We start from the raw sequence: 23,328 nt of genomic DNA on the forward strand, positions 1-23,328 counted from the left end.
AAAAAAGCAGGCTATTTCGGTTATCCCCCTATTGATATGCTTTGCAGGAGCTTCCCTTGAATACTTCCAGGATTTCTCGTCTGGCGCTGGCACTCGCATTTGGCGTGACGTTGTCTGCGTGCAGCTCTACCCCGCCGGATCAACTGCCATCAGAGCAGGCCGCGCCGGGCACGGCTTCCCGCCCAATCCTTACCGCCGCTGAAGCGAAAAACTTCCAGCAGGCTCGCTACTTTACGGCCATGGATCCAAACGCAGCGCCGTGGAGTCCTTATGCTATTCGTCTGCCTGCGCAGCCGGACTTTGTCGTTGGTCCGGCGGGAACGCAGGGCGTAACCCATACCACAATCCAGGCGGCAGTCGATGCGGCCATTGCGAAGCACAGCAGCTCTCGTCAGTACATTGCCATTTTACCGGGTGAGTACGAAGGTACCGTATACGTGCCTGCGGCACCGGGCAGCGTGACGCTGTACGGTACGGGCGAAAAGCCAATTGATGTCAAAATTGGTCTGGCGATTGACTCAGAGATCGACACCACAACCTGGCGTCATCTGGTCAATCCGGGCGGTAAGTACATGCCGGGTAAACCAGCCTGGTATATGTTCGACCGTTGCCAGAGCAAGCACAGCGCGACCATTGGCCTGATGTGTTCCGCGGTCTTCTGGTCGCAGAATAGCGGCCTGCAGCTGCAGAACCTGACGATCGAAAACAATCTGGGCGACAGCGTTGATGCCGGTAACCACCAGGCGGTGGCCCTGCGCAGCGATGGCGATCGCGTGCAAATCGACAAGGTGAATATTCTGGGTCGTCAGAATACTTTCTTCGTCACCAACAGCGGCGTTGAGAACACCCTGAAAAACAACCGCATCACCCGGACGCTGGTGACCAATAGCTACATTGAAGGGGATGTGGATATGGTTTCCGGCCGCGGTGCCGTGGTGTTTGATAACACCGATTTCCGCGTAATGAATACCCGCACCCAGCAGGAAGGCTACGTCTTTGCACCTGCAACGCAGTCTAATCTGTTCTACGGTTTCCTGGCCGTGAACAGCCGCTTTACCGCAGCGGGAGAGGGCGTGGCGCAGTTGGGCCGCTCGCTGGACGTTGATTCAGCCACTAACGGTCAGGTGGTGATCCGCGACAGCGTGATCAACGAAGGTTTTAACGTGGCAAAACCCTGGGGCAACGCCACCATCTCTCAGCGTCCGTATGCGGGTAACACCGGTGCGGTAGATGACAAAGGCAACGTGCAGCGTGACCTCAACGACGCTAACTTCAACCGCATGTGGGAGTACAACAACCGCGGTGTGGGCAGCAAAGTGATCGCAGAACCGAAGCAGTAATTTAGATAGCAAAAAGGGGGAGTCACTCCCCCTTGATGCTGCGGCTGAACGCGTCAGGCACCGGTTTTAAGATACGCATCCAGCAGTTGCAATACTGCAACCATGAGTTGCAGGAACAGAATAATCTATCCCATCATGCTCATACGCCACTCCTTTGGTCAGGAGCACTTCCACTGACTTACCTTTCCGCTGCCTGTCGCCAGTGGGCGTTGGTTTGTACTGATGTGCTTCGCAGTTAAGGCACTGGCGGCACCACCCGCCAGCCAGGACTTGAAAGTGATCCCAGATTGCGGACTGCCACACATCTACACCAACAGTTCCGATTATAAACAGACAAGACTGGATATTTAAACAGTTCGCTATCAATTAGGAATTCATAAAGAAAAGAGAATTAAATATTTATAATTCAGTCAATTAAGCTCTAACTGTTGCGCTAGTTATTTTACAGCTTCGTAACTGACGTTGTGCAAATGGTGACTACGGCGCTACTATAAAGCGGTTGGTTTATACTGATGTGCTCACCCGGCTACCACCGGGCATAAAAAAACCTCGCATAGGCGAGGTTTTTTTATTTCATCCGCCTTAGTGGGCGTTAACCACTACCCACATTGGCCCCTGGCCGACGGCATAACGTCCCTTCTCTTCCAGCAGCCCCTGCTCGCCCTGAATTTCATACAGCGCGATATGGTGCGATTTTTGCCCCGCTGCAATCAGGAATTTCCCGCTGTGATCGATATTGAAGCCGCGCGGCTGCGTCTCGGTTGGCTGGAAGCCTTCGATGGCCAGCACGCTGCCATCTTCAGAGACGCTAAAGACCGTGATCAGGCTGGAGGTACGATCGCAGGTATAGAGGTGACGGCCATCAGAGGTGATATGGATATCCGCCCCCCAGCGGGTATCGGTGAAATCAGCGGGCATCATGTCCAGAGTCTGCACGCACTCGATGTTGCCGTGCGGATCGCGCAGCGCCCAGACGTCCACCGAGCAGTTCAGCTCGTTCACCACATAGGCATACTGCTGGTTTGGATGGAAGACCATATGGCGAGGGCCCGCCCCTTCGACAGTGGTCACTTCCGCCGGATTTTGCGCGGCCAGCTTGCCGTCATCGCCCAGGGTAAACAGGCAGATACGATCCTGTTTCAGCGCCGGAACCCACAGGGTGCGGTTATCCGGGGAGATGTTGGCCGAGTGGCAGCCTTCCAGCCCTTCCACCACCTCAACGGTTTCACCAGGAATACCGTCATCAAGACGGGTTACGCTGACGCAGCCGGCATTGTAGGAGCCGCTAAAGATAAAGCGCCCCTGCAGATCGGTTGAGATATGAGTTGGGCTACCTGGCAGCGCGGCCTCAGCAGTGTACGTCAGGGCGCCATCTTCAGGGGAGATGCGGTACGCGAGTACACGAAACTCCGGGCGAACACCCACATACAGGAAACGTTTATCCGGGCTGATAACCATCGGCTGAACCTGGCCGGGAACATCGACAACCTGAACCAGAGTGAGCGTACCTTCGGAATTCAGACGCCAGACATGGATCTGCTGGCTTTCAGGACTGGCGGTATAAACGGTTTGTTTCATGAATGCTCCTTTCCTCACTGCGCGTAAAAGTAATGTACCAGGATAGTCTTTTTTAACGGTGAATGCTGAATTTTAACCAGGAATTTTGCAGCGTTAGTTGCACGGTGTACCATCTGCGCACTCTCTGATTTCAACATTAACCCGGAATATCAAATGACCTCGCGTGTGATTGCACTGGATTTAGACGGTACGTTGTTAACCCCGCAAAAAACCCTGCTCCCTTCTTCACTTGATGCACTGAAGCGTGCCCAGGAAGTGGGATACCAGCTCCTCATCGTCACGGGTCGGCATCACGTTGCTATCCATCCTTTTTATCAGGCACTGGCGTTAGATACACCTGCAATTTGTTGTAATGGAACCTATTTGTATGATTATCAAGCAAAAAAGGTCCTGGAAGCCGATCCGCTCCCGGTTCCGCAGGCGCTGCAACTGATTGATCTACTCGACGAACATGCCATTCACGGCCTGATGTATGTCGATGAGGCCATGCTGTACGAACGCCCTACCGGGCACGTCATCCGCACCCGCACCTGGGCGCAGGCGCTGCCAGAAGCGCAGCGTCCCGTGTTCACACAAGTACCTTCGCTGGCGCAGGCTGCCCGGGAAGTGAACGCGATCTGGAAATTTGCCCTGACCGGCGAGGACATCGGCAAACTGAATGGCTTCGCAAAAGAGGTCGAGCAGACGCTGGGGCTGGAGTGTGAATGGTCCTGGCACGATCAGGTGGATATTGCTCGCCACGGCAACAGCAAGGGTAAACGCCTGACGCAGTATGTGGAATCGATGGGCGGGTCAATGAAGGATGTCATTGCATTTGGCGATAACTACAATGACATCAGCATGCTGGAAGCGGCCGGCACCGGGGTGGCGATGGGTAATGCCGACGACGCCGTTAAAGCACGCGCTAACGTGGTAATCGGCGATAATACCACCGACAGTATCGCCAAATTCATCTATACCCATCTGCTGTGATCAGGTAGTGATCGACACGCTCTTGATTTGCGCGTAGAGCCAGAGGCCAGGTTTGATCCCCAGTTCATCCCTGGCCCAGGGGCTGATGCGGGCCCACAGCGTGCGGCTGCCAATTTCCAGCTGCACCTCCACCTGGCCGTTATCATCGTAACACTGGGCCACTTTAGCCCGCAGGATGTTACGAATACTGCTCTGTAACGGCGGCTGTAGCACCAGCGAAACATCAGATGCCTGGATGCGAATGCGCAGGTTGGTTTGCAGTGGTTTATCCAGCTTGTTGACCCAGACGTGCTGATCGCCAATTGCCAGGGCCGTCATCGCATAGTGAGGATGGTGCTCCAGCACGCTCACCTTGAGAATGCTGCTTTGCTGCTCCTGGGGCAGCCACGGATGCATCACGCTGCTGCCCCACACCTCTTCCAGATTGCCGAACGCCTTTACGCTGCCGTTTTCCAGCACCAGCACTTTATCGGCCAGATGCAGGATCTCATCCAGCGAATGGCTGACGTAGAGCATCGGAATATTAATCTCGCGCGCCAGGCGCTGCAGGTAAGGCAGCAGTTCGCGCTTGCGGGGAATGTCGAGCGACGCCAGCGGTTCGTCCAGCAGTAGTAGCTCTGGTGCGGTCAGTAAGGCCCGGCCTATCGCCACGCGCTGTTTTTCTCCGCCCGAGAGCGACGAAGGCAGCCGGTCAAGCAGGTGCTCAATCCCCAGCAGGGCCACCAGCTTATCAAACTGCCCGGCCATGCTTTTCGCCATGCCGTAACGCAGGTTACCCAGCACTTTATAATGCGGGAACAGCCGCGCGTCCTGGAAGACATAGCCAATCCGGCGCTTTTCTGGCGCCAGGTAAATGCGCTTTTCAACGTCGTTAAGCACCCGATCGTTCAGGACTATCCGCCCTGACTGGGGCCGGGTCAGCCCGCTTATCGCATTGATGAGCGACGTTTTGCCCGCGCCGGAGACGCCAAAAATAGCGGTAATGCCGCTGGCGGGCAGGGTCTCATTCAGGGTCAGGCAGTGCTCGCCCAGGGTCTGGGTGAAATTAAGTTCCAGCATGGTTATTTCCCCATCCGTTCACGGCTAAGGCGCGCCAGCCATTCTGAGACCAGCAGCGATACCAGCGCCAGCACGATGGAGATCAGGCACAACCGCGCCGCAGCCCCCTCGCCACCCGGGGTCTGGATCAGGGTGTACATGGCCGACGGGATGGTGCGGGTTTCGCCTGGGATATTAGACACAAAGGTGATGGTTGCGCCAAACTCGCCCAGCGAGCGGGCAAATGCCAGCACCGTGCCGACGATAATACCCGGCAGCGTCAGGGGAAGCGTGATGGTGAAAAAGACGCGCCAGCGTCCGGCACCCAGCGTCCGGGCAGCCTGTTCGAGTTTAAGATCGACGCCCTCGAGCGCCAGGCGGATCGCCCGCACCATCAGCGGGAATGACATTACCGCTGCCGCCAGCACCGCGCCGCGCCAGCTGAAGGCAAAGCTGAGGCCAAACCACTCATAGAGCCGCTCGCCGATAAACCCGCGTCGCCCCATGGCAACCAGCAGTAAATAGCCCACCACCACCGGCGGCAGCACCAGAGGCAGGTGCAAAATACTGTCGAGGAGCGCTTTGCCCGGAAACTTACAGCGAACCAGCAACCAGGCGAAAAAGATCCCAAAGGGCAAACTCAATGCAACCGCGAGGGAAGAGACTTTCAGGCTCAGCAGCACGGCCTGCCATTCAGGATCGGTCAATATCATTCGTGAGTCGTAAATCCGTAACGTTTAAAGATGGCAGACGCCTGCGGCCCCTTCAGGTAATCGTAAAAGGCGCTGACGGTTGCGTTTTTATGTCCATCAATGATGGCCAAAGGATATTCCACTTTCTTATGCGAGTCTTCAGGGAACGTACCTACCACTTTCACCCCTTTCTCAGCAACGGCATCGGAACCGTAGACGATCCCGAGCGGCGCTTCATTGCGCGCCACCAGCGCCAGTGCGCCACGCACATCTTCCGCAGGAGCCAGTTTCGGGGAGAGGGTTTCCCAGGCACCCAGTTTTTGCAGCGCCTCTTTGGCATAAATGCCCGCCGGGACATGCTCCGGATCGCCCACCGCCAGACGTCCCTCTTTCAGCAGGCTGGCCCAGTTGGTGTCTTTATTGATAGCAACATCGCCCTGAGCGCTGGCTTTCGGCGCCACCACAACCAGGCTGTTTCCGAGCAGGGTTGCGCGGCTCGCGGTATCAACCGCTTTTTTATCGACCGCGTAATCCATCCACTTCTGATCGGCGGAGATAAACAGGTCGGCGGGGGCACCTGCTTCAATCTGACGCGCCAGGGTGGAAGACGAGGCAAATGACGACACCACGTCGACGTTTTTCTCTTTTTTGTATACCGCGGCAATATCCTGCATCGCATTTGTCAGAGATGCTGCGGCAAATACGGTGATCTTGCCTTCGTCTGCCAGCGCCTGGCCGGCCAGAGTGAGTGTCAGCGTCGCCCCGGTAATAAGTCCTGACCATTTACGTTTCATTTGAAGCTCCTGTGGGTGTCGTTATATAAAATGAAATATAACGATAACCCTCAGGTTTTCCCAGCGTTAAATCGTACCGATCAGGGAGTAAATCAAATTTGTACCGAAAATAATATCGGCGAAGAAGGGGGAAACTTGAGAGCAAAACGCCCGGCAGAACCGGGCGTTTTTACAGAAAATTAATGCTGCTTTTTCGGCTGTTTTCTGTGGCCGATATTGGAAAAGATGTTGAACACCTCACCCAGGCCGTAGATGGCACCGAGGATGATAGCCATCACCACTGGCACCATGATCACGGCGAATACCAGACTTTTCAGCAACTCTAACATGGCTTTCTCCAGACAATGTGAATGCCTTATTCTAACCGGAAAAGCGAGAATTACATCCCCTTTTGTGCGGTACAGTTTGCGCCTGTAATGAATTGCGTCACAATAACCCTTTTGCCAGGACATTGTTATGCAGGCCGAAATTCTCCTCACCCTACGTCTTTCGCAAAAACTGTTCGCCGATCCCCGCCGCATCGCCCTGCTCAAACAGATTGAGCAAACCGGCTCCATCAGCCAGGGGGCGAAGAACGCCGGTATCAGCTATAAAAGCGCGTGGGATGCCATCAACGAGATGAACACGCTGAGCGAAAAGACCCTGGTCGACCGCGCCACCGGTGGCAAAGGGGGCGGCGGCGCGATCCTGACGCGCTACGGTCAGCGGTTGATCCAGCTCTATGACCTGCTGGCGCAGATCCAGCAAAAGGCCTTTGATGTGTTAAGCGACGACGACGCCCTGCCGCTGGACAGCCTGCTCGGCGCCATCTCGCGTTTCTCTTTGCAAACCAGCGCTCGTAACCAGTGGTTTGGCACGGTCACCGCCCGTGATGATGACCAGGTTCAGCAGCACGTGGACATCTTACTCGCCGACGGCGCCACCCGCCTGAAAGTGGCAATCACCGCCCGGAGCGGCAAGCGGCTGGGGCTGGACGAGGGCAAAGAGGTGCTGGTCCTGCTGAAAGCGCCGTGGGTTAACATCACCCTGGACAGCGAGGCGGCGAAACAGGCGGACAACCAGTTACAGGGCGTAATTAACCATATTGACCGTGGCGACGAGCAGTGTGAAGTGCTGATGACCCTGCCCGATGGCCAGACCCTCTGTGCCACCGTGCCGCTGGCCCAGAGCCAGGATTTAGAAGAAGGTGCTAAGGCGACCGCATATTTTAATGCCGACCGGGTGATTATCGCCACGTTGTGCTAAGCACATTGACATTCGTGCCGACAGTAGGTTATCCCTGATGCTTATTGCTGCAAAAAATGGGATAAATAATGTCATCATTGCAAATTTCGCAAGGCACGTTTCGTCTTAGCGACACCCGTACGCTCACGCTCGCTGATTTTACGTTGAATGCCGGTGAAAGCTGGGCTTTCGTTGGCAGTAACGGCAGCGGCAAATCGGCTCTGGCGCGCGCGCTGGCCGGAGAGCTGACGCTGCTGAAGGGCGAACGCCAGAGCAGTTTTACCCGCCTGACCCGCCTCTCCTTTGAGCAGCTGCAAAAACTGGTCAGCGACGAGTGGCAGCGTAACAACACCGATATGCTCAGCCCCGACGAAGACGATACTGGCCGAACGGCCGCCGAAATTATTCAGGATGAAGTAAAAGATGATGCCCGCTGCCGCCAGCTGGCGGAACGGTTCGGTATCACGTCCCTGCTGGACAGACGTTTTAAATACCTCTCCACCGGCGAAACCCGTAAAACGCTGCTGTGCCAGGCCCTGATGGCCGAACCCGAACTGCTGATCCTCGATGAACCCTTTGACGGCCTGGATGTGAAATCCCGCGGGCAGCTGGCAGACCTGCTGGCCTCCCTCAACCAGCAGGGTTACACCCTGGTGCTGGTGCTGAACCGTTTTGATGAGATCCCCGATTTTGTGCAGAACGCGGGGGTACTGGCCGACTGCACCCTGACGGCGTCAGGCGATAAGGCGGCCCTGCTGAACCAGGCCCTGATTGCCCAGCTGGCGCACAGTGAAAAACTGAACGGCATCACCCTACCCGAACCGGACGCTCCTTCGGCGCGTCATGGTCTGCCGGAAGGTGAAGCGCGGATTGTACTTAATGATGGTGTGGTGTCGTATAACGATCGCCCGATCCTCAACCACTTAAGCTGGACGGTCAATCCGGGAGAGCACTGGCAGATTGTCGGCCCTAACGGTGCCGGTAAATCCACCCTGCTGAGCCTCATTACCGGCGATCATCCACAGGGTTACAGCAACGACTTAACCCTCTTTGGTCGTCGTCGCGGCAGCGGCGAAACCATCTGGGATATCAAAAAACATATCGGTTACGTTAGCAGCAGCCTGCACCTCGATTACCGCGTCAGCACCACGGTGCGCAACGTTATCCTGTCCGGTTATTTCGATTCGATCGGTATTTATCAGGCGGTTTCTGACCGGCAGCACAAGCTGGCGCAGCAGTGGCTGGATATTCTTGGGATGGATAACCGGGTCGCCGATGCGCCGTTCAGCAGCCTGTCCTGGGGCCAGCAGCGGCTGGCCCTGATTGTGCGTGCGCTGGTGAAACACCCGACGCTGCTGATCCTCGACGAGCCCTTACAGGGGCTGGATCCCCTGAACCGCCAGCTGATTCGCCGCTTTGTTGATGTACTGATCAGCGAAGGTGAAACGCAGCTGCTGTTTGTTTCCCACCATGCCGAAGATGCGCCCGCCTGTATTACCCACCGCCTGGAATTTATCGCCGATAGCGACAGCTATCGCTACCAGGTTGGCCGCATCTGACATCCTGACGGGGGCCTCGCCCCCGCTTTTTTTCGGACAACCCGCAACATCCCACCCCCGGCGCTTTGATTTACAATTCTTTTTTAGCTCAACAGAAGCAGCGTCCGATGGAGTGTAAACGATTCCACTATTTTATCCCATGTCACACTTTCCTGCTCTCTGTTATGCTAGGATTATCTCATACCATAAGCCTAATGGAGCGAAATATGCGAGTTCTGGTAACAGGTGGTAGCGGTTACATAGGAAGTCATACCTGTGTGCAACTGCTGCAAAATGGCCACGACGTCATCATCCTTGATAACCTGTGCAACAGTAAACGCAGCGTGCTGCCGGTCATGGAACGCCTGGCCGGTAAACAGCCTGCCTTTGTCGAAGGCGATATTCGTAACGAAGCGCTGATGACTGAGATCCTCCACGATCACGCCATTGATACGGTGATCCACTTTGCCGGGCTGAAAGCCGTGGGCGAATCCGTGGCAAAGCCGCTGGAATATTACGATAACAACGTTAACGGTACGCTGCGTCTGGTCTCTGCCATGCGCGCGGCGGGCGTCAAAAACCTGATCTTCAGCTCTTCGGCCACCGTCTACGGCGACCAGCCGCAAATCCCCTATGCCGAAAGTTTCCCGACCGGTACGCCGCAAAGCCCTTACGGCAAGAGCAAGCTGATGGTGGAACAGATCCTGACCGACCTGCAAAAAGCACAGCCGGAGTGGAGCATTGCCCTGCTGCGTTATTTCAACCCGGTTGGCGCCCATCCATCCGGCGATATGGGTGAAGATCCGCAGGGCATTCCCAACAATCTGATGCCTTATATTGCGCAGGTTGCGGTGGGGCGCCGCGACTCGCTGGCGGTGTTCGGTAACGACTACCCTACCCCGGACGGCACCGGCGTTCGCGACTACATTCACGTGATGGATCTCGCCGACGGGCACGTCGCCGCCATGCAGCAGCTGGCCGGTAAACCTGGCGTCCACATTTACAACCTCGGCGCAGGCGTCGGCAATAGCGTGCTGGATGTGGTGAACGCGTTCAGCGCGGCCTGCGGCAAACCCGTGAGTTATCACTTTGCCCCACGTCGCGACGGCGATTTACCTGCCTACTGGGCAGACGCATCGAAGGCTGATAAAGAGCTTAACTGGCGTGTCTCACGCACGCTTGATGAAATGGCACAGGATACCTGGCGCTGGCAGTCTCGCCACCCGCAGGGTTATCCAGACTAAGGACCTGTCATGACCCAATTTAACCCCGTCGATCACCCGCATCGTCGTTTCAATCCGTTAACCGGGCAGTGGATCCTGGTCTCCCCGCACCGCGCTAAGCGTCCCTGGCAGGGGGCGCAGGAGACACCGTCCAGTGAGACGCTGCCTCAGCACGATCCGGACTGTTTCCTTTGTCCGGGAAACACCCGCGTTACCGGCGATGTCAATCCGGACTATAAAGGCACCTTCGTCTTTACCAACGACTTTGCCGCCCTGATGACCGACACGCCGGAAGCCCCGCAGAGTGACGATCCGCTCCTGCGCTGCGAAAGCGCGCGCGGCACCAGCCGCGTGATCTGCTTCTCGCCGGATCACAGCAAAACCCTGCCGGAGCTGAGCGTTGAAGCCCTGACCGAGGTGGTAAAAACCTGGCAGGAACAGACCGCCGAGCTGGGGCAGAGCTATCCCTGGGTGCAGGTGTTTGAGAACAAAGGCGCGGCGATGGGCTGCTCCAACCCGCATCCGCACGGCCAAGTATGGGCCAACAGCTTCATGCCTAACGAAGTGGAGCGGGAAGATCGCCTGCAACATGCCTATTTCGCTGAGCAGCAGTCGCCGATGCTGCTGGACTATGTCCAGCGCGAGCTGGCTGACGGCAGCCGCACCGTCGTGGAAACCGAGCACTGGCTCGCAGTGGTGCCCTACTGGGCGGCCTGGCCGTTCGAAACCCTGCTGCTGCCGAAAGCGCACGTCCTGCGCTTAACCGAGCTGAGCGACGCCCAGCGCAGCGATCTGGCGCTGGCGCTGAAAAAACTGACCAGCCGTTATGACAACCTGTTCCAGTGTTCCTTCCCCTACTCTATGGGCTGGCACGGCGCGCCCTTTAACGGCGAAGAGAATCAGCACTGGCAGCTGCACGCCCACTTCTATCCGCCTCTGCTGCGCTCCGCCACCGTGCGTAAGTTTATGGTTGGCTACGAGATGCTGGCAGAAACCCAGCGTGACCTGACGGCAGAGCAGGCCGCAGAGCGTCTGCGCGCAGTGAGTGATGTCCATTTTCGCGAATCCGGAGAATAACAATGAGTCTGAAAGATAAAACCCACGCCCTGTTTGCTGAAAAATTTGGCTACCCCGCCTCGCACGCTATCCAGGCGCCAGGCCGCGTTAACCTGATCGGCGAACACACCGACTACAATGACGGTTTTGTCCTTCCCTGCGCCATTGATTACCAGACGGTGATTAGCTGCGCCAAACGTGACGACCGCAAGGTGCGCGTGATGGCCGCCGATTACGATAACCAGATCGACGAATTCTCGCTCGATGCGCCCATTGTTACACATGACAGCCAGCAGTGGTCCAACTACGTCCGCGGCGTGGTGAAGCATCTGCAGAAACGTAACAAGAACTTTGGCGGCGCGGATCTGGTGATCAGCGGTAACGTACCGCAGGGCGCGGGCCTGAGTTCGTCCGCCTCGCTGGAAGTGGCGGTTGGTACCGTCTTCCAGCAGCTGTATCACCTGCCGCTGGACGGGGCGCAGATTGCCCTCAACGGCCAGGAAGCGGAAAACCAGTTCGTCGGCTGCAACTGCGGCATCATGGATCAGCTGATCTCGGCGCTGGGGAAAAAAGGCCACGCGTTATTGATCGACTGCCGCTCGCTGGGCACCAAAGCGGTCACTCTGCCGAAAGGCGTGGCGGTGATCATCATCAACAGTAATTTCAAACGCACCCTGGTGGGCAGCGAGTACAACACCCGCCGCGAGCAGTGCGAAACAGGGGCACGCTTCTTCCAGCAGTCTGCGCTGCGTGATGTCTCGCTCACTGAGTTCAATAAAGTGGCGCACGAGCTGGATCCGGTGGTGGCAAAACGCGTTCGCCATGTGCTGACCGAAAACGCCCGTACCGTGGAAGCGGCGGCAGCGCTGGAGAAAGGCGACCTGCTGCGAATGGGTGAACTGATGGCCCAGTCCCATGCCTCCATGCGTGATGACTTCGAAATCACCGTGCCGCAGATCGACACCCTGGTTGAGATTGTGAAAGCGGCCATTGGCGAGCAGGGTGGCGTGCGTATGACCGGCGGCGGTTTCGGCGGCTGCGTAGTAGCGCTGGTGCCAGAGGAACTGGTGCCGGTTGTTCAGCAAGCCGTGGAACAGCAGTATGAGGCCAAAACCGGCATCAAAGAGACTTTTTATGTTTGCAATGCATCACAAGGAGCTGGCCAGTGCTAAACGAAACACCTGTTCTTGCCCCTGACGGCCTGCCGTATCGCCTGATCACCCTGCGCAACGAGGCAGGAATGGTCGTCACGCTGATGGACTGGGGCGCGACGCTGCTGTCCGCCCGCGTACCAATGAACGACGGCAGCGTGCGCGAAACCCTGCTCGGCTGTGCGTCCCCGGAACAGTACGTTGAGCAAACCGCTTTCCTGGGCGCGTCGGTAGGCCGTTATGCCAACCGTATCGCCAGAAGCAGCTTCGAACTGGAGGGCGTGCGCTATAACCTGCTGCCAAGCCAGGGCGAAAACCAGCTGCACGGCGGTCCGGACGGATTCGATAAGCGTCGCTGGCGCATCATGCAGCAGAACGACGCCGAAGCACTGCTGGTCCTCGACTCGCCTGATGGCGATCAGGGTTTTCCCGGTAACTGTGCAGCGAGCGTACATTACCGCTTAACGGATGATAACCGTATCGCCATCGAATACCGCGCCACGGTGGATAAGCCCTGCCCGGTCAACCTGACCAACCACGCTTACTTCAACCTCGACGGGAGCTGCAGCGACGTGCGCCAGCACCGCCTACAGCTGCTGGCGCAACGCTATCTGCCTGTTGATGAGATGGGCACCCCACACGAAGGTTTAAAAGCGGTTGCCGGCACCAGCTTTGATTTCCGTACCACCAAGGCCATCGCCCAGGATTTCCTGACCGATGACGATCAGCGCAAAGTGAAGGGTTACGATCATGCTTTCCTGCTCGATGCCCAGGGCGATCTGAGCAAGCCTGCCGCGCATCTGTGGTCCGCTGATGAAAAGCTGCAGATGACGGTCTATACCACCGCCCCTGCCCTGCAATTCTATTCCGGCAACTTCCTTGAGGGCACCCCGGCGCGCGAAGACGGGGAATACCGCGCCTGGCAAGGTCTGGCGCTGGAGAGCGAGTTCTTACCCGACAGTCCGAACCATACGGAATGGCCGCAGCCCGACTGCACCTTAATGCCGGGCGAAGTCTATGTCAGCGTGACGGAATATCATTTTATCGCGCAATAAAAAGGGCCCTCCTGCTGGAGGGCTTTTTTTATCCATCTTGCTGAAAATAGCGCCAGTCACAGACAAAATCACAACCCCTCATTCACATGCATCTTACACTGCGACGCTATTTTCGCTATGGTTAGGGTTAAGCGTTGCCCGCAGGACAACTGCGGCAATATAATGAGAATTGTTATCATTCAAATAATGCTTGTTCTGGAGGAGTATGATATGGCTGTAACTAAGCTGGTTCTGGTACGTCATGGCGAAAGCCAGTGGAACAACGAAAACCGTTTTACCGGTTGGTACGATGTTGATCTGTCCGAGAAAGGCGTTGGCGAAGCGAAAGCGGCGGGCAAACTGCTGAAAGAAGAAGGCTTCAGCTTCGATTTTGCTTATACCTCCGTGCTGAAACGTGCCATCCACACTCTGTGGAACGTGCTGGACGAACTGGATCAGGCCTGGCTGCCGGTTGAGAAATCCTGGAAACTGAACGAGCGTCACTACGGTGCGCTGCAGGGTCTGAACAAAGCAGAAACCGCAGAAAAATACGGTGACGAGCAGGTTAAACAGTGGCGTCGTGGATTTGCTGTAACTCCACCAGAGCTGACCAAAGATGATGAGCGTTTCCCGGGCCACGATCCGCGTTATGCATCCCTGACGGACGCTGAGCTGCCAACTACCGAAAGCCTGGCGCTGACCATCGATCGCGTTGTTCCTTACTGGAACGAAACCATTCTGCCACGCCTGAAAAGCGGCGAGCGCGTGATCATTGCCGCTCACGGTAACTCCCTGCGTGCGCTGGTGAAATACCTGGACAACATGGGCGAAGACGAGATCCTCGAGCTGAACATCCCAACTGGCGTTCCGCTGGTTTATGAGTTCGACGAAAACTTCAAACCTGTTAAGCACTACTATCTGGGCAACGCTGACGAGATCGCGGCTAAAGCAGCTGCGGTAGCGAACCAGGGTAAAGCGAAGTAATAAAAAAGCCCGATCGCTTCGATCGGGCCTGACTGACTGAATGCCGGATAGTTATCCGGCATTTTTTTATCCGCGACGGGCTTTCACCGCGTGCGCCAGCTGGCGCAGCACCGTTTCAGTATCGTCCCAGCCGATGCAGGCATCGGTAACGCTCTTACCGTAAACCAGCGGCTCGCTGCCTTCCAGATTCTGATTGCCTTCTACCAGGTGGCTTTCAATCATCACCCCGATAATCGCCTTCTCACCGCCTGCAATCTGCTGGCAGACATCGGTGCCCACGTCCATCTGCTTTTTGAACTGCTTGCTGGAGTTGGCATGGCTGAAGTCGATCATCACCTGTGCCGCCAGACCCGCTTTATCCAGACCGGCTTTCACCTCGGCGACGTGTGCCGCACTGTAGTTAGGTTCTTTACCGCCACGCAGAATAATGTGGCAGTCGCCGTTCCCGCTGGTATTCACAATTGCGGAATGGCCCCACTTGGTGACAGAGAGGAAGCAGTGCGGCGCACCGGCAGCGTTAATGGCGTCGATCGCCACTTTGATGGTGCCATCGGTACCGTTTTTAAAGCCCACCGGGCAGGAGAGCCCTGACGCCAGTTCGCGGTGTACCTGAGACTCGGTTGTACGCGCGCCAATAGCACCCCAGCTCATCAGGTCGGCGAGATATTGCGGAGTGATCATATCGAGGAACTCACCCGCTGCAGGCAGGCCGCTGTCGTTAATGTCAAGCAGCAGCTTGCGGGCGATGCGCAGGCCGTCGTTGATCTGGAAGCTGCCGTCCATATGCGGATCGTTGATCAGCCCTTTCCAGCCCACGGTGGTACGCGGCTTCTCAAAATAGACGCGCATGACGATTTCCAGCTCATCCTTCAGCGCTTCACGCAGGGTCAGCAGACGCGCCGCGTACTCTTTTGCCGCCGCAGGATCGTGAATGGAACAGGGACCAATCACCACCAGCAGACGATCGTCATTACCTTTCAGGATCTTGTGGATCGCCTTACGGGCATGAGAAACGGTATTGGCGGCGTTTTCGGTGGCAGGAAACTTCTCAAGGAGCGCTACAGGAGGCAGTAACTCGTTGATCTCTTTAATACGTAAATCGTCATTCTGATAATTCATGTTCTTTCCAGCGTTGCCATACTTTTATAAATGAATGCAATCCCTCCAATCTATCTTGTCAGTCAGGAAGTGTAAACTCGCTTTTACACTACGCACAGATAAATCCTGGAATTCGCTTAAAAAACGCAACAAAGTAGCGAAAAACGAGATCCACCCTAAACTTTTTAACTGTATGCACTGTATTTATAAATTTTATCGCGATTCCATACTGACCTAAGTTTGGATTATGGCATCTTTAACCACTGAGCTGAATATCGATTTCGCATATGCACTGTGGAAAGAAGTTATCCAGAACATAACGACCAGAACAGGAGCAGCATGATGAAAATGACTAAACTCGCAACCCTTTTCCTGACCGCCTCGCTGACTATGGCAAGCGGTGCTGCGCTGGCCGCTGATACTGCCTCCGGCTCTGCCAGCAATAACGGCCAGGCGAATGCCGCAGCTGATGCAGGGGCTGTTGCGCCTGATGCGCGCCAGAATATTGCTCCAAACAACACCGGCAACAGCCAGATTAATACCGGTTCAGGCACCACCGGCACAACAAGTAGTGGCGGCAGCGGCACCATGCTGAACCCTGACGGAACGAACGCCACCACGAATGGTACGACAACCGGTAGCGGTAACAGCTCTACCACCGGCGGCTCTAATTCCATCATGGGTAATGACGACCCAAGCAAAATGGGTAATGACGGCATGTCCAAGGACGATCAGCACAAGAACTCAATGTGTAAAGACGGTAAATGCCCGGATCAGTCCGGCAAAGTGGATAGCGAAAGAACCCCGCAGGAACAAAAAACTGACGGCACTACCCAGTAATTAACGGTAATGCGGTGATAATGAAGGAGAGCTACGGCTCTCCTTTATTTTTTGTGCAAAATGTTAAAAACTCTACACTTACAATAATAATGAATCGGGAAATTATTCATGGCGCACAACCACTCGCACGCCCCTTCTTCACAGGATGATAATGCTAAACGCCTGACCCTGGCGTTTGGCGTAACCGCCACCTTTATGATCATTGAGGTGATCGGCGGGCTGGTTTCAGGCTCGCTGGCGTTGCTGGCCGATGCGGGGCATATGCTGACGGATGCGGCAGCCTTGCTGTTTGCCCTGCTGGCGGTGATCTTCGCCCGTCGTCCTCCCAGCAGCGGGCGTACCTTTGGCTGGCTGCGCCTTACTACGCTGGCCGCCTTCGTCAATGCCCTTGCGCTGGTGCTGATCACTATCCTGATTGTCTGGGAAGCCATTCAGCGCTTCCGTTATCCTCAGCCTGTCGCTGGTGTAACCATGATGGTAGTTGCCGTCGCCGGGCTGGTAGCCAATATTCTGGCATTCTGGATTTTGCATCGCGGCAGCGGCGAGAAAAATATCAACGTACGCGCCGCAGCGCTGCACGTTCTGGGAGATTTGCTGGGCTCGGTGGGAGCCATCCTCGCGGCGCTGGTGATCCTCTGGACGGGCTGGACGCCCATCGACCCGATACTCTCAATTTTAGTCTCTTGTCTGGTGCTGCGCAGCGCATGGCGTCTGTTGCAGGAGAGCGTCAATGAGCTGCTGGAAGGGGCACCGGCGGCGCTGGATATTCCGGCACTGAAGCGCAATTTAACCCGTTCTATCCCGGAAGTGCGCGATGTTCATCATATTCATGTCTGGATGGTGGGAGAAAAACCGCTGATGACGCTGCATGTTCAGGTCATTCCGCCTCACGATCATGACGCGTTACTGGGTCGTATCCAGCACTTCCTGGAGCACCATTATGCCATTGCGCATAGCACCATCCAGATGGAATACACCCCCTGCAACGGACCGGACTGCCACCTCAACGAGATACAGCCCGGCCACGCACATCATCATCACCATTAACGCGACAGCGCGTGAGAACCCCGTTCACGCGCGCTGTTTATCCACATCCTGCTGCCGTTCAGGGCGATAAAGGTAAGGATCAGATACTCCAGCGACATGGCATAGACGCCCTGCAGGGCGAATATCGCCACGCTGATAATATTAATAATCACCCACAGCAGCCAGTTTTCGACATATTTACGAGTCATCAGGATCATGGCGGCAATAGACAGAACCATCATGCACGAATCCCAGAACGGGAAGGCGTCAGGCTGCAATTCCGGCATGGTAACGTTCAGCCCCAGGGCATTCATCACCGAGACCGCCACCCGGGTCAGGAAGGCGAATACCGGGTCGATATAATAAGTCATCAGGCCAATGGCTACCACACAGGCGGTCAGCCAGCCGATAGCCTTCGGCAACGGTAGCCAGCGAATCTGCAGCTCTGCCTCTTGCTGGCTGTTCTGACGCGACCACGCGTACCAGCCGTAAATATTGGCGGCAAAGAAGAACAGCTGCAGCAGCAGGCTGGCATACAGCTGGATCTGGAAGAAGATAATGGCGAACAGGGTCACGTTCACCAGACCAAACGCGTAGTTAACGATCTTCTCCAGGCTGGCGAGCCAGATACAGAGCAGGCCGGCAATCGTTCCGACAGCTTCAATCCATGACAAGTCATAGCCGCCAGCGCCAATCGGTATATGTACCAGAATGTTTTGCGTGCTAAAAAAATCCATCTTTTCCCCTGAGCGTTACGTTTACATTATTTAAGGACGTAGTGTAGCCGCAAAATCCAGCATCCGGTTGAGCGGAATTAACGCCCCTTCCCGCAACGCGGCATCAACGTGGATCTCATGAGCGGCTCCGCCCGTCTCCAGCCCTTCCGCAATCGCTTTAAGCCCGTTCATGGCCATCCACGGACAGTGCGCGCAACTGCGGCAGGTTGCCCCCTCGCCTGCGGTTGGCGCTTCCAGCAGCTCTTTGCCAGGCACCGCCTGCTGCATTTTGTAGAAGATACCGCGATCGGTCGCCACGATCAGCTGGCGATGCGGCAGCGTCTTCGCAGCAGCGATCAGCTGGCTGGTTGAGCCGACGGCATCGGCCATGTCGACGATCGCCTGTGGGGACTCAGGATGAACCAGAATGGCCGCATCCGGATACAGGCCTTTCATGCGCGCCAGCGCCTGGGTTTTGAATTCGTCATGCACGATACAGGCGCCCTGCCAGCACAGGATATCCGCCCCGGTCTGCTTCTGGACGTAGTTGCCCAGATGTTTGTCCGGCGCCCAGATGATTTTCTCGCCCAGGCTATCGAGATGTTCAATCAATTCGACGGCAATGCTGGAGGTGACAACCCAGTCGGCGCGCGCTTTCACTGCCGCAGAAGTATTGGCGTACACTACCACCGTTCTGTCAGGATGGGCATCACAGAAGGCGCTAAACTCGTCGATAGGACAGCCCAGATCGAGCGAGCACTCTGCGTTCAGGGTTGGCATCAGGATGGTTTTTTCCGGGCTGAGGATTTTTGCCGTCTCACCCATAAAACGTACCCCGGCGACCAGCAGCGTCGAAGCGGGATGTTTTGCACCGAAGCGTGCCATTTCCAGCGAGTCTGAGATACAGCCGCCGGTCTCTTCCGCCAGCTGCTGGATTTCAGGATCGGTGTAGTAGTGCGCCACCATGACCGCATCGCGCTCTTTCAGCAGGCGCTTGATTTTCTCACGGTAAAACTGCTTTTCGTCCCGGCTCAGCGGAGCAGGCTTTGGCGGGAAGGGATAGATAGCGGCTTCAGGTTCAAACATCACACTCATTTTGGCTTCTCGTTTTACTGGCTTAACAAATTTGCCCTGCTTTAGCGTTGAAAACCAAAGTGGCGGCAATTGTGTTTTATATACTAAACAAGATAGCGAATCTGAAGATAAAAGTCACATCAAAAGCACAGATGTTGCTGGCGCAGGAATAGCAGACAGCAAAAAGGCGCCTTTAGGGCGCCTTTTTACACTGGTGGGTCGTGCAGGATGACTCGCTGCGCTCGCCCTTCGGGCCGTCGCCGCGGGCGGCTCCGTTGACTCACTTCGTTCGGCCCGAACCTGCGGCAGGTTCGAATCGTCGGAATTGCAGATAGCAAAAAGGCGCCTTTAGGGCGCCTTTTTACATTGGTGGGTCGTGCAGGATTCGAACCTGCGACCAATTGATTAAAAGTCAACTGCTCTACCAACTGAGCTAACGACCCCTTTCGGGATGTACTACTTTTTTCAGGCTGGTGGGTCGTGCAGGATTCGAACCTGCGACCAATTGATTAAAAGTCAACTGCTCTACCAACTGAGCTAACGACCCGCTTGGGTACGCCTGAAATTTTTACTCGGAACCAATAAAAATTGGTGGGTCGTGCAGGATGACTCGGCTTCGCCTTGCCCTACGGGCCGTTGCCAGAGCAACGTTATCCTTCACGTTTAATATCTGAGTCCGATATTAAATTGGTGGGTCGTGCAGGATTCGAACCTGCGACCAATTGATTAAAAGTCAACTGCTCTACCAACTGAGCTAACGACCCGAGTGGTGGGTGATGACGGGATCGAACCGCCGACCCCCTCCTTGTAAGGGAGGTGCTCTCCCAGCTGAGCTAATCACCCGATACTGCGCTGGATACTGCTTTACTACTTAGTGGTGGGTCGTGCAGGATGACTCGGCTTCGCCTCGCCCTACGGGCCGTTGCTAAAGCAACGTTATCCTTCACACTAACCTACTGCTTTCCACTTAATTAGTGGTGGGTCGTGCAGGATTCGAACCTGCGACCAATTGATTAAAAGTCAACTGCTCTACCAACTGAGCTAACGACCCACTATTTCGGCTGCTTTCGGGCTGTTTGATATCCCTTGGCAACGGCGGCATATATTACTGATTTCAGAATTCTGCGCAACTAAAATTTTGATGAATATCACTTAACTGCTTACGAATTATGCGGCAAGACCAGAAAAAACGCGATTTCTGGTCATACGGCAATCAACCCATCGCAGAAAGACGTTTTTGCGCTTGTTTTGCACCTTCGGTACCCGGGAACTTAGCGACCACCTGCTGGAACACGGCTTTCGCTTTCGCGGTGTCACCTTTGTCCTGCATGATTACGCCGACCTTATACATCGCGTCAGGGGCTTTCGGCGATTTCGGGTAATTTTTAACGACAGAGGCAAAGTAGAATGCCGCATCGTCTTTTTTACCCTTGTTGTAATTCAACTGTCCCAGCCAGTAGTTCGCGTTAGGCTGATAGGTTGAATCCGGGTATTTTTTGACGAAGTTCTGGAACGCTACGATAGCCTCGTCCTGACGCGAATTATCCTGCACCAGGGCGATGGCCGCATTGTAGTCAGTATTCGCATCACCGCTCTGCACAGGCGTGCCCGTCGAGGCCGGTGCGTCAGCCTGAGGCGTTGTAGCCGCCCCCTGATCCCCTGTCGCCGGTTGCGCTGCTGCGCCGCCACTGTTCAGGCTTTCCATCTGCAGCAGGATCTGCTTCTGACGCTCCACAACCTGATTGAGCTGGTACTGGCTCTCCTGGATCTGTCCGCGCAGTGAGTCAATATCGCTCTGGTTGTCTGAAAGCTGCTGCTGTAGTTGGGTTAAAAGCTGGCTGTGAGCATTAGAAATACGCTCGAGTTGGGTGACCCGGTCTTCTACCGAGCCTGAGCCGACACTACTGATTGGTGCCTGAGCAAAAGCGGCCCAGGGGGCCGCTATACCAACCAGTAACGACAGACTCAACAGATGATGTCTGAAGTTACTGCTCATGCAATTCTCTTAGTAAACCAGTACGGCACGACGGTTTTTGGAGTAAGCCGCTTCGTCGTGGCCCAGTACTGCAGGTTTTTCTTTACCGTAAGAAACGATGGAAATCTGGTCAGCAGAAACGCCTTTACCCTGCAGGTACATTTTAACGGCGTTAGCACGACGCTCACCCAGGGAGATGTTGTACTCAGGCGTACCACGTTCGTCCGCGTGACCTTCTACGGTGACTTTGTAAGACGGGTTGCTACGCAGGAAGTTTGCGTGCGCATCCAGCATCGCAGCGAAGTCAGAACGGATGTCAAACTTGTCCAGATCGAAGTAAACAATGTTGTTCTGCTGCAGCTGTTGCATCTGAAGACGCGCCTGCTCTTCAGAAGACATATTGCCGTTGCCGTTTGCGTCCATACCGGTGCCGGCACCCATCATGCCTTCGCCGCTCTGGTCGTTGCTGGCGTTCTTGTTAGAAGAACACGCTGCGATTGCCATAACAGGCAGAGCGATCATCAGCCCTTTCAGCACTTTGTTCAGTTGCATTTCTATGATTCCTATATTATTCAATTAATTATTATTACAGGTACGGCGACCAGGCAGGTGATTTTACCTGTCCATCAGTTGCCGGAATACGCGCTTTGAAACGCCCATCGGTAGAAACCAGATTCAGCACGGATCCCATCCCCTGAGAAGAGCTGTAGATAACCATAGTGCCGTTAGGTGCCAGACTTGGCGTTTCATCCAGGAAAGTCGACGACAGAACTTGTACGCCGCCCCCGCCCAGATCTTGTTTAGCAATGTGTTGCTGACCACCGGCCGAGCTAACCATTACCATGAACTTACCATCAGCGCTCACGTCTGCGTCCTGGTTCTGAGAACCTTCCCAGGTGATACGCTGCGGTGCACCGCCGTTAACATTAACTTTATAGACCTGTGGACGCCCCGCCTGGTCAGAGGTAAAGGCCAGGTTCTGGCTGTCCGGGAACCAGGTTGGTTCGGTGTTGTTACTGCGACCGTCAGTCACCTGGCGGATCTGGCCGGAGCCAATGTCCATCACGTACAGATTCAGGCTACCGGTTTTCGACAGGGCAAACGCCAGCTTAGAGCCGTCCGGCGAGAACGCCGGAGCCCCGTTGTGACGTGGGAAAGAGGCCACCTGACGTACCGCGCCGTTGGACAGCGTCTGGATAACCAGCGCCGAACGACCGCTTTCGAAGGTCACGTAGGCCAGCTTAGAGCCGTCCGGCGACCAGGCCGGAGACATCAGCGGCTGCGGTGAACGGTGCACGGTGAACTGGTTGTAACCATCGTAGTCAGACACGCGCAGCTCATACGGGAACTGGCCGCCGTTAGTCTGAACAACGTAAGCGATACGGGTGCGGAAGGCGCCTTTGATGCCGGTCAGCTTCTCAAACACTTCATCGCTGGCCGTATGGCCCGCATAACGCAGCCACTGCTTGTTCACTTTGTAGCTGTTCTGCGCCAGCACGGTACCCGGTGCGCCACCGGTATCCACCAGCTGATAAGCGACGGTGTAACCGCCGTCCGGGTTAGGCGTAACCTGACCCACAACCACCGCATCGATACCCAGCGCAGACCATGCCGCCGGCTGCAGCTCTGCAGCAGTACCCGGCTGCTGTGGCAGACGAGAACGGTCTAACGGGTTGAATTTACCGCTGTTGCGCAGGTCAGCAGCAACAATGCCACCCACATCTTCCGGCGCAGCGCCTGGCCCTTTCCACTGGAACGGAACCACACCAATCGGACGTGCCGAGTCCACCCCCTGGGTAATCTCGATACGCACCTCTGCGTGCAGCACCGCTGCCCACAGCATTAAGAAACTCATTGCAACACGTAATGCCTGCTTCATCATATCTCCCATATCCGGGTAACCTTACCCGCATAATTTAGCAGAATGTTAACAAACCCAAATAAACAAAACTACCAATCCACAGCCTCAAACTTA

22 protein-coding genes, 5 tRNA genes, 1 other RNA gene and 1 pseudogene are annotated in these 23,328 nt (G+C 55.7%); 11 read left to right on the forward strand and 18 right to left on the reverse strand.

Going from position 1 to position 23,328, the window contains the following annotated elements; translation table 11 throughout:
* Window positions 1–56 precede the first annotated feature (56 nt).
* The gene (locus MXM41_RS10080; RefSeq protein ID WP_325931679.1) at window positions 57–1,340 is read left to right on the forward strand and encodes a putative acyl-CoA thioester hydrolase; all 1,284 of its coding nucleotides are present in this window, start codon (window positions 57–59) and stop codon (window positions 1,338–1,340) included.
* Window positions 1,341–1,393: 53 nt separating this feature from the next.
* Here MXM41_RS10080 and MXM41_RS10085 read toward each other — a convergent pair.
* Together MXM41_RS10085 and pgl are read right to left on the reverse strand one after the other, a co-directional pair.
* Window positions 1,394–1,465, reverse strand: a pseudogene (locus MXM41_RS10085) (hypothetical protein); the annotation flags it as partial.
* Window positions 1,466–1,922: 457 nt separating this feature from the next.
* Complete coding sequence (gene pgl / locus MXM41_RS10090; RefSeq protein WP_325931680.1) at window positions 1,923–2,918, reverse strand: 6-phosphogluconolactonase; 996 nt, start codon at window positions 2,916–2,918, stop codon at window positions 1,923–1,925.
* Window positions 2,919–3,071: 153 nt separating this feature from the next.
* Here pgl and MXM41_RS10095 point away from each other — a divergent pair, with 153 nt between their 5' ends.
* Window positions 3,072–3,890, forward strand: coding sequence for a pyridoxal phosphatase (locus tag MXM41_RS10095; protein WP_325931681.1), 819 nt, complete (start codon window positions 3,072–3,074; stop codon window positions 3,888–3,890).
* Here MXM41_RS10095 and modC read toward each other — a convergent pair whose 3' ends face one another.
* From modC to MXM41_RS10115, 4 genes are all read right to left on the reverse strand, one after another.
* On the reverse strand, window positions 3,891–4,949 hold the full coding sequence (modC, locus tag MXM41_RS10100) for a molybdenum ABC transporter ATP-binding protein ModC (protein WP_156263232.1): 1,059 nt from the start codon (window positions 4,947–4,949) through the stop codon (window positions 3,891–3,893).
* Between the two features lie 2 nt (window positions 4,950–4,951).
* Window positions 4,952–5,641, reverse strand: coding sequence for a molybdate ABC transporter permease subunit (modB, locus tag MXM41_RS10105; protein ID WP_325931686.1), 690 nt, complete (start codon window positions 5,639–5,641; stop codon window positions 4,952–4,954).
* Entirely contained in the window at window positions 5,638–6,414 is a 777-nt protein-coding gene (gene modA / locus MXM41_RS10110) for a molybdate ABC transporter substrate-binding protein (protein ID WP_325931687.1), read from the reverse strand. The genes modB and modA overlap by 4 nt, the downstream gene beginning before the upstream one ends.
* Window positions 6,415–6,593: 179 nt before the next feature.
* A complete protein-coding gene (locus tag MXM41_RS10115; protein ID WP_039029358.1) occupies window positions 6,594–6,743 on the reverse strand; it encodes an AcrZ family multidrug efflux pump-associated protein in 150 nt (49 codons plus the stop codon).
* A gap of 127 nt (window positions 6,744–6,870) precedes the next feature.
* Between MXM41_RS10115 and modE the strand changes: the two genes are divergently transcribed.
* The 7 genes from modE (at window position 6,871) to gpmA (ending at window position 14,624) form a co-directional block, all read left to right on the forward strand.
* Window positions 6,871–7,659: a molybdenum-dependent transcriptional regulator gene (modE, locus tag MXM41_RS10120; RefSeq protein ID WP_325931691.1), complete on the forward strand. Its 789-nt coding sequence runs from the start codon at window positions 6,871–6,873 to the stop codon at window positions 7,657–7,659.
* Between the two features lie 68 nt (window positions 7,660–7,727).
* Window positions 7,728–9,197, forward strand: coding sequence for a molybdate ABC transporter ATP-binding protein ModF (modF, locus tag MXM41_RS10125; protein WP_325931694.1), 1,470 nt, complete (start codon window positions 7,728–7,730; stop codon window positions 9,195–9,197).
* Window positions 9,198–9,403: 206 nt separating this feature from the next.
* Entirely contained in the window at window positions 9,404–10,420 is a 1,017-nt protein-coding gene (gene galE, locus MXM41_RS10130) for a UDP-glucose 4-epimerase GalE (protein WP_325931695.1), read from the forward strand.
* Window positions 10,421–10,429: 9 nt separating this feature from the next.
* Entirely contained in the window at window positions 10,430–11,476 is a 1,047-nt protein-coding gene (galT, locus tag MXM41_RS10135; protein WP_325931697.1) for a galactose-1-phosphate uridylyltransferase, read from the forward strand.
* 2 nt (window positions 11,477–11,478) lie between these two features.
* Complete coding sequence (gene galK / locus MXM41_RS10140) at window positions 11,479–12,627, forward strand: galactokinase (RefSeq protein WP_325931699.1); 1,149 nt, start codon at window positions 11,479–11,481, stop codon at window positions 12,625–12,627.
* On the forward strand, window positions 12,621–13,661 hold the full coding sequence (gene galM / locus MXM41_RS10145; protein ID WP_325931701.1) for a galactose-1-epimerase: 1,041 nt from the start codon (window positions 12,621–12,623) through the stop codon (window positions 13,659–13,661). The genes galK and galM overlap by 7 nt, the downstream gene beginning before the upstream one ends.
* A gap of 210 nt (window positions 13,662–13,871) precedes the next feature.
* Window positions 13,872–14,624 (forward strand): 2,3-diphosphoglycerate-dependent phosphoglycerate mutase, encoded by a 753-nt coding sequence (gpmA, locus tag MXM41_RS10150; RefSeq protein ID WP_325931703.1) that lies wholly within the window; start codon window positions 13,872–13,874, stop codon window positions 14,622–14,624.
* Between the two features lie 66 nt (window positions 14,625–14,690).
* Here gpmA and aroG read toward each other — a convergent pair whose 3' ends face one another.
* The gene (gene aroG, locus MXM41_RS10155; RefSeq protein WP_325931706.1) at window positions 14,691–15,743 is read right to left on the reverse strand and encodes a 3-deoxy-7-phosphoheptulonate synthase AroG; all 1,053 of its coding nucleotides are present in this window, start codon (window positions 15,741–15,743) and stop codon (window positions 14,691–14,693) included.
* Window positions 15,744–16,064: 321 nt separating this feature from the next.
* Between aroG and MXM41_RS10160 the strand changes: the two genes are divergently transcribed.
* Both MXM41_RS10160 and zitB read left to right on the forward strand, forming a co-directional pair.
* Complete coding sequence (locus MXM41_RS10160; RefSeq protein WP_325931918.1) at window positions 16,065–16,562, forward strand: protein YbgS; 498 nt, start codon at window positions 16,065–16,067, stop codon at window positions 16,560–16,562.
* A gap of 108 nt (window positions 16,563–16,670) precedes the next feature.
* Window positions 16,671–17,609 (forward strand): CDF family zinc transporter ZitB, encoded by a 939-nt coding sequence (zitB, locus tag MXM41_RS10165; protein ID WP_325931708.1) that lies wholly within the window; start codon window positions 16,671–16,673, stop codon window positions 17,607–17,609.
* Here zitB and pnuC read toward each other — a convergent pair.
* The 11 genes from pnuC to tolB form a co-directional block, all read right to left on the reverse strand.
* On the reverse strand, window positions 17,606–18,325 hold the full coding sequence (gene pnuC / locus MXM41_RS10170) for a nicotinamide riboside transporter PnuC (RefSeq protein ID WP_325931710.1): 720 nt from the start codon (window positions 18,323–18,325) through the stop codon (window positions 17,606–17,608). The two genes, zitB and pnuC, sit on opposite strands and share 4 nt — an antisense overlap.
* 30 nt (window positions 18,326–18,355) lie before the next feature.
* Entirely contained in the window at window positions 18,356–19,399 is a 1,044-nt protein-coding gene (gene nadA, locus MXM41_RS10175) for a quinolinate synthase NadA (RefSeq protein WP_325931712.1), read from the reverse strand.
* Window positions 19,400–19,590: 191 nt separating this feature from the next.
* A non-coding RNA gene (locus tag MXM41_RS10180) (RtT sRNA) lies at window positions 19,591–19,713 on the reverse strand.
* Window positions 19,714–19,745: 32 nt separating this feature from the next.
* Window positions 19,746–19,821 (reverse strand) — tRNA-Lys (locus MXM41_RS10185).
* Window positions 19,822–19,849: 28 nt separating this feature from the next.
* A tRNA-Lys gene (locus MXM41_RS10190) sits at window positions 19,850–19,925 on the reverse strand.
* A gap of 141 nt (window positions 19,926–20,066) precedes the next feature.
* Window positions 20,067–20,142, reverse strand: a tRNA-Lys gene (locus MXM41_RS10195).
* A 3-nt stretch (window positions 20,143–20,145) separates the two neighbouring features.
* Window positions 20,146–20,221 (reverse strand) — tRNA-Val (locus MXM41_RS10200).
* Window positions 20,222–20,353: 132 nt separating this feature from the next.
* Window positions 20,354–20,429, reverse strand: a tRNA-Lys gene (locus tag MXM41_RS10205).
* Window positions 20,430–20,591: 162 nt separating this feature from the next.
* Entirely contained in the window at window positions 20,592–21,374 is a 783-nt protein-coding gene (cpoB, locus tag MXM41_RS10210) for a cell division protein CpoB (RefSeq protein WP_325931715.1), read from the reverse strand.
* A 9-nt stretch (window positions 21,375–21,383) separates the two neighbouring features.
* On the reverse strand, window positions 21,384–21,905 hold the full coding sequence (gene pal, locus MXM41_RS10215) for a peptidoglycan-associated lipoprotein Pal (protein WP_032617096.1): 522 nt from the start codon (window positions 21,903–21,905) through the stop codon (window positions 21,384–21,386).
* Window positions 21,906–21,939: 34 nt separating this feature from the next.
* Window positions 21,940–23,232: a Tol-Pal system beta propeller repeat protein TolB gene (tolB, locus tag MXM41_RS10220; RefSeq protein ID WP_325931919.1), complete on the reverse strand. Its 1,293-nt coding sequence runs from the start codon at window positions 23,230–23,232 to the stop codon at window positions 21,940–21,942.
* Between the last annotated feature and the right edge of the window lie 96 nt (window positions 23,233–23,328).

Source organism: Leclercia adecarboxylata (assembly GCF_035787115.1).
GTDB classification, from domain to species: Bacteria; Pseudomonadota; Gammaproteobacteria; order Enterobacterales; family Enterobacteriaceae; genus Enterobacter; species Enterobacter adecarboxylatus_E.